Here is a 5,318-nt window from a genome sequence, read left to right on the forward strand (position 1 = left end):
CCGGATCGAGAAGTTGCTGGTAACAGACGGACAGGGCGTGCTGACCGGCCTTCTGACGCTGAAAGACAGCGAGCAAGCCGTGTTGAACCCTCAGGCGTGCAAAGACCACCTTGGCCGTCTGCGTGTGGCTGCCGCGACGACTGTGGGTGATGCAGGCTTCGAGCGATCCGAGGCCCTTGTTGATAGCGGCGTTGATATCATCGTGATTGATACGGCGCATGGACATTCCGAAGGTGTGGCCCGCGCCGTGACGCGGGCGAAGTCTATATCGAACGATGTGCAGGTTATTGCGGGAAACGTGGCGACGGCAGAGGGCGCACGCGCCTTGATCGACGCCGGTGCCGACGCTGTAAAAGTTGGCATTGGCCCCGGATCCATCTGCACCACGCGCATGGTGGCTGGTGTAGGTGTGCCACAGTTAACAGCGATCATGGACGCGGTTTCGGGCGCCGGAGGCGTGCCGATCATCGCCGATGGTGGCATTAAGTATTCTGGCGATTTTGCCAAGGCAATCGCGGCAGGCGCGTCCTGTGCAATGGTCGGTTCGATGATGGCAGGAACTGACGAAAGCCCTGGAGAAGTCATTCTATATCAAGGGCGTAGCTTTAAGAGCTACCGTGGAATGGGGTCCCTTGGGGCGATGGCGCGCGGGTCAGCTGATCGGTATTTCCAAAAGGATGCGGCTAGCGACAAATTGGTGCCCGAAGGCATCGAAGGTCAGGTGCCTTATATGGGCTCGGCGTCTGTCGTAATCCATCAATTGATTGGCGGGCTCCGTGCGGCAATGGGCTACACAGGTTGCGAAACTGTTGAAAATATGCGAGAAAACTGTCGGTTCGTGCGAATAACTGGCGCAGGGCTCAAAGAGAGCCACGTTCATGACGTTCAGATTACGCGTGAAAGCCCGAATTACCGGTTTGGTTAACGGGCGATGAGGCAACATTTGGCAGGCGCTCTCCAAGGTGGAGGGCGGCGTATTTGTGTGAGTGTTGCGAGGGGTCATGGCAAAACGGGCGGCGGAACCGGTTACCGGTCATAATGAAGTAGTAGAATTGAACAACGATGCGCGCTGGCAGGCGCGTCTCGATGAAGCACGCGCACGTCGTGCAGAAGCGCTGAAACAGCAGGGCCTCGAAGATAGGCCCAAGCGCATTCCGCGCAAGCCCTGGGAAGAAGAGGCAGAGACCTCGCTTGCTGCCAAAGAGCACCAGCGTGCGCTTGATGACGATGGGCTGGATTTTCACGACCGCATGAATGCGCTTCAAAAAGTGCTAAAGGACAAGCGTCCCGAGCCGGTTGATCCTCGTTCGGTAGCGGTGCCACCCGTGCCGGATCATGCCCGAAACTGGTCTTCGGAAGCGGAACAGCTTCCAACGACACCAGCGATTGAGCCCGAGGTTGAGGCCCCGAGCATTGCAGTAACGTCGCCGGTTGTAAAACCTGTAAAAACTGGCCCGCCGATTGATAGTTTGTTTGATGATCCGAGGTTTCTGGCACCTGATCCCAAGCCAAATACACCGCTTGATCGCGAGCTGGAGTTCGTTCCAATCTCGGATCTCGTGGACCCCATCTCGCTTGCGCGTCCAAAGACCAAACGCCGCCCGTGGCTGAAGGCTGCAAACGAGCAAAACACGACTCTCACATTATCCGAAGAGGCCGCGCAGTCTGTGCCTGCACTTTCAAAGGACAAGCCCGCCGGCATGCCGTTCTTTTTAGGTGTCGGTCTTGTGGCTCTGGTGGCAATGCCTTTCTTTACTCTTTTGCCCCCGATGTCGCGCGGCCCCGATGCTTCGGTGACGCCCGCGTTTGGCCTGCAGCCAGCATTGGGGATCACCGCTGCAATGGTCGAAGTCCCGGCCCCGACCCAATCTGGGGAGTTCGTGCCGACCTCAAGCTTGGCACCCCATGGCCCGCTGGCTTTGAGCGATCCACGCCCGCCTGCATTCTCAAGGACGTTTCCGGCGATTGCCACAGCGCCTTTGTCCGAGATTTTCGTGATGCCTGAGGTGTCGCGCGCGGTTGACGCTGATGTTGCGCTGTTTGCACGCGCAGTGTTGCCGGACATTCAGGTGACCCAAGCGATGTGGGAAGCCGAATTTGGTGTCGGCGCGAACGCTGGACAACTTCCCGGTGTACTGGCCCCAGTTACTTCTGCAAAACTGATACCTGTGCCACGCCCCTAAGGCTTGCGCGGAGAGGTGGCATTTGACACACGCCAAGGCGCAGGTTTTCATAAGGAGCACAGGGCATGACACCGGCAGCACGCGTTCAGGCGGCAATCGAAATCCTAGACGGGATCCAATCGGGGTCCCCTGTCGAAAAAGCTTTGACGGGTTGGGCTCGACACAGCCGCTTCGCGGGATCAAAGGATCGTGCTGCGGTTCGTGATCATGTTTTTGGTGTCTTGCGCTGTAAGCGGTCCGTCAGCTGGCTTGGTGGGGGTGAGACTGGTCGCGACTTGATGTTGGGCGCTCTGCGGGACGCTGAGGTTGATCCGTTAACCTTGTTTAATGGCGTTGGGTATGGGCCTGCCCCCTTAAGCGACGTTGAACAGGCTCAAGGGGCTGAGGCGTGCGACGCCCCCGATCCGGTGCGCCTTGATGTTCCGGACTGGCTTTGGTCGCATCTTCAGCGCAGTCTTGGAACAAAAACCGAGGATGTGCTTGCGCTTTTAAGGCATCGGGCACCTGTTCATTTGCGTGCAAACACTCTTGTTACGGATCGTGACGCGTTGTTGTCGCAACTCTCAGAGGACGGCTATGATCCTAAGACCACGGATTTGACTCCGACGGGCGTTGAAATTGGCGGCGCGCCACGGGGTTTGACCGCATTGTCCCGTTTCGCAGATGGTTGGTTCGAGATGCAGGACGCGGCCTCGCAGGCGGTTGTGGATCGTCTGGCCACTTATCTGAAAGATGCGGATGTGCTGGATTACTGCGCGGGTGGTGGTGGCAAAGCTTTGGCGATGGCGGCCTACCGTCCCAAGCACATTGTCGCCTATGACACTGACGCCAAGCGCATGTCCAATTTGCCTGAACGTACAGACCGTGCGCGCGCAAACATCGAGGTCGTGAACTTAGTGTCCGGCCTTTTCGACTTGGTTTTGTGCGACGCGCCTTGTTCTGGAAGCGGAGCCTGGAGGCGCCAACCTGCCGCAAAATGGGACCTGACACCCGAGTTTCTAGCGATGCTTCAAGGCCTACAGGTGGAAATACTGAACACTGCGAAAGAATTTGTCCGTCCAGGGGGCTATTTGGCCTATGTGACCTGTTCGCTGCTAGACCTTGAGAACGACATTTCGGTCGATGCTTTTCTTGCAGAGCATCCCGGTTGGAGGAGCGTCGAACGCCTTGTGTTGACGCCGCTTGATGGAGGGGATGGGTTTTACCTTAATGTTTTGCAGCCCCCCGCCGCGACCTTTTCTTAAGAGTTTCGCCTGAATGTTTAGAAATGGTTTTCTACTTTAAACGATTCTGAACCGGTTAGATTCGGGATCGAGATGCAGTGTGCCAGACATAACGACACATGACAGCGAGGCCCCGTTTATTTCGGAGGTGGTGCGACCGTCCCCATTGATCGTGCTGTCGGCCTTCACATTAATGCTGGCGCTTGCCGGCCCTCATGGGGCGCCAATGATCGTTGCGTTTGGGGCGGTGCAGGGTTCTAGGCCGCCTCTGTCATCCTTCGGTTACTCGTGATTCGGGACGTTTGCGGGCGCGCGATATCGTCAATGTTGCCCATGTGAATCCGGCTCCGGTGATTCCTGGTGATATGACGGGGCGACTATTGGGCCTTGCAGACTGTTCTGGCCACGCGCAGGAAGATATTTCGACTGCAGAGGGCCTGATCCGTATTAGGGCGCATCGCACCGCCCCTCTTAATATTATTTGGCACATTGAAATTATCCCAAAGACGCGCGGGCAGCATGGGACAGGATCCACTGACGTAGCAACGTCGGGGATGCGACCGGAGCTGCGATGTCGCCGGATGTTCTGGATGGGCTACCGGCGTCGATCCTCAAGATTGCGCTGGACGGGATGGTTATTTCGGACAACACATCGGCTCAAAAACTATTTCCCCTAGGGGCATAGGATACGCCAAAGAAAGCCTCGCAGAATATTAGTGCCGCGTACCAAACTCGGTGTTTTTGCCAAAGCCGTTTTCACTCAACCAGTTAACGAACTTCGTCTACGATTCATTATGATAGCTCCGTCATGCCGACAGGTATGAGTAACCTCATCTTGACCTCAAACTTTGAGACATCTTGAATAAAGTTGTTGAAATGTTCTCTTTTTGGTCTCATACACAGACAGAAGAACAAGAAGAGAACACGAGGATCGTTGCTGCGCGCGCGTGGCTATGAAATAAGGATACAGGACCAATGGCAGCGGCAGAACTTCTGAAAATGACGGACAAGAAAGCAAGCGATAAAGCCAAAGCGCTCGATTCGGCGCTCGCACAGATCGAGCGGCAGTTCGGCAAAGGCTCAATTATGAAGCTTGGCGGCGAAAACTCACTGCCGGAAATCGAGTCGACCTCAACTGGTTCGCTCGGCTTGGACATCGCACTTGGTATTGGCGGTCTGCCAAAGGGCCGGGTTATTGAAATTTATGGCCCGGAATCATCGGGTAAGACAACGTTGACATTGCACTGCATTGCCGAAGAGCAAAAGAAGGGTGGCGTCTGTGCCTTCGTCGATGCCGAGCACGCGCTTGATCCACAATATGCCAAGAAGCTTGGCGTGAACCTTGATGAACTTTTAATCTCGCAGCCGGATACCGGGGAGCAGGCGCTAGAGATTGTCGATACCCTAGTGCGCTCTGGTGCGGTCAGCATGATAGTTATCGATTCGGTTGCTGCATTGACGCCAAAGTCCGAACTTGAAGGCGATATGGGCGACAGCTCGGTTGGCGTTCATGCCCGTCTGATGAGCCAGGCCATGCGTAAACTTACCGGTTCGATTTCGCGTTCTAAATGCATGGTCGTGTTCATCAACCAAATTCGGATGAAAATCGGTGTCATGTTTGGCTCACCAGAAACGACGACAGGCGGTAATGCACTGAAATTCTATTCATCTGTGCGTCTCGATATCCGCCGCATCGGTGCGGTCAAGGACCGCGACGAAGTTGTGGGTAACGCGACCCGCGTGAAGGTCGTGAAGAACAAAGTCGCCCCTCCGTTCAAACAGGTCGAGTTTGACATTATGTACGGCGAAGGTATCTCAAAAACAGGGGAGTTGCTCGACCTCGGTGTAAAGGCTGGCGTCGTCGAAAAGTCGGGTTCCTGGTTTAGTTATGGTGACGAACGTATTGGTCAGG

4 protein-coding genes are annotated in these 5,318 nt (G+C 55.8%); all 4 read left to right on the forward strand.

Annotated features, from left to right (window positions below):
• Positions 1 to 925: IMP dehydrogenase (guaB, locus tag AC221Y_RS19745; RefSeq protein ID WP_486708133.1), on the forward strand; the 925-nt coding region annotated here is incomplete at its 5' end.
• Between the two features lie 76 nt (positions 926 to 1,001).
• Positions 1,002 to 2,183, forward strand: coding sequence for a hypothetical protein (locus AC221Y_RS19750; protein ID WP_299753980.1), 1,182 nt, complete (start codon positions 1,002 to 1,004; stop codon positions 2,181 to 2,183).
• 65 nt (positions 2,184 to 2,248) lie between these two features.
• Positions 2,249 to 3,427: an RsmB/NOP family class I SAM-dependent RNA methyltransferase gene (locus AC221Y_RS19755; RefSeq protein WP_486708134.1), complete on the forward strand. Its 1,179-nt coding sequence runs from the start codon at positions 2,249 to 2,251 to the stop codon at positions 3,425 to 3,427.
• Positions 3,428 to 4,381: 954 nt separating this feature from the next.
• Positions 4,382 to 5,318 (forward strand): recombinase RecA (gene recA, locus AC221Y_RS19760; RefSeq protein ID WP_486708135.1); only part of this gene is annotated, 937 nt, incomplete at its 3' end.

Source organism: Boseongicola sp. (assembly GCF_057460485.1).

Bases quoted from the DNA above. Each gene is read 5' to 3' on its own strand.
- AC221Y_RS19750 (WP_299753980.1), top strand. From the start codon at position 1,002: ATGGCAAAACGGGCGGCGGAACCGGTTACCGGTCATAATGAAGTAGTA.
- AC221Y_RS19755 (WP_486708134.1), top strand. From the start codon at position 2,249: ATGACACCGGCAGCACGCGTTCAGGCGGCAATCGAAATCCTAGACGGG.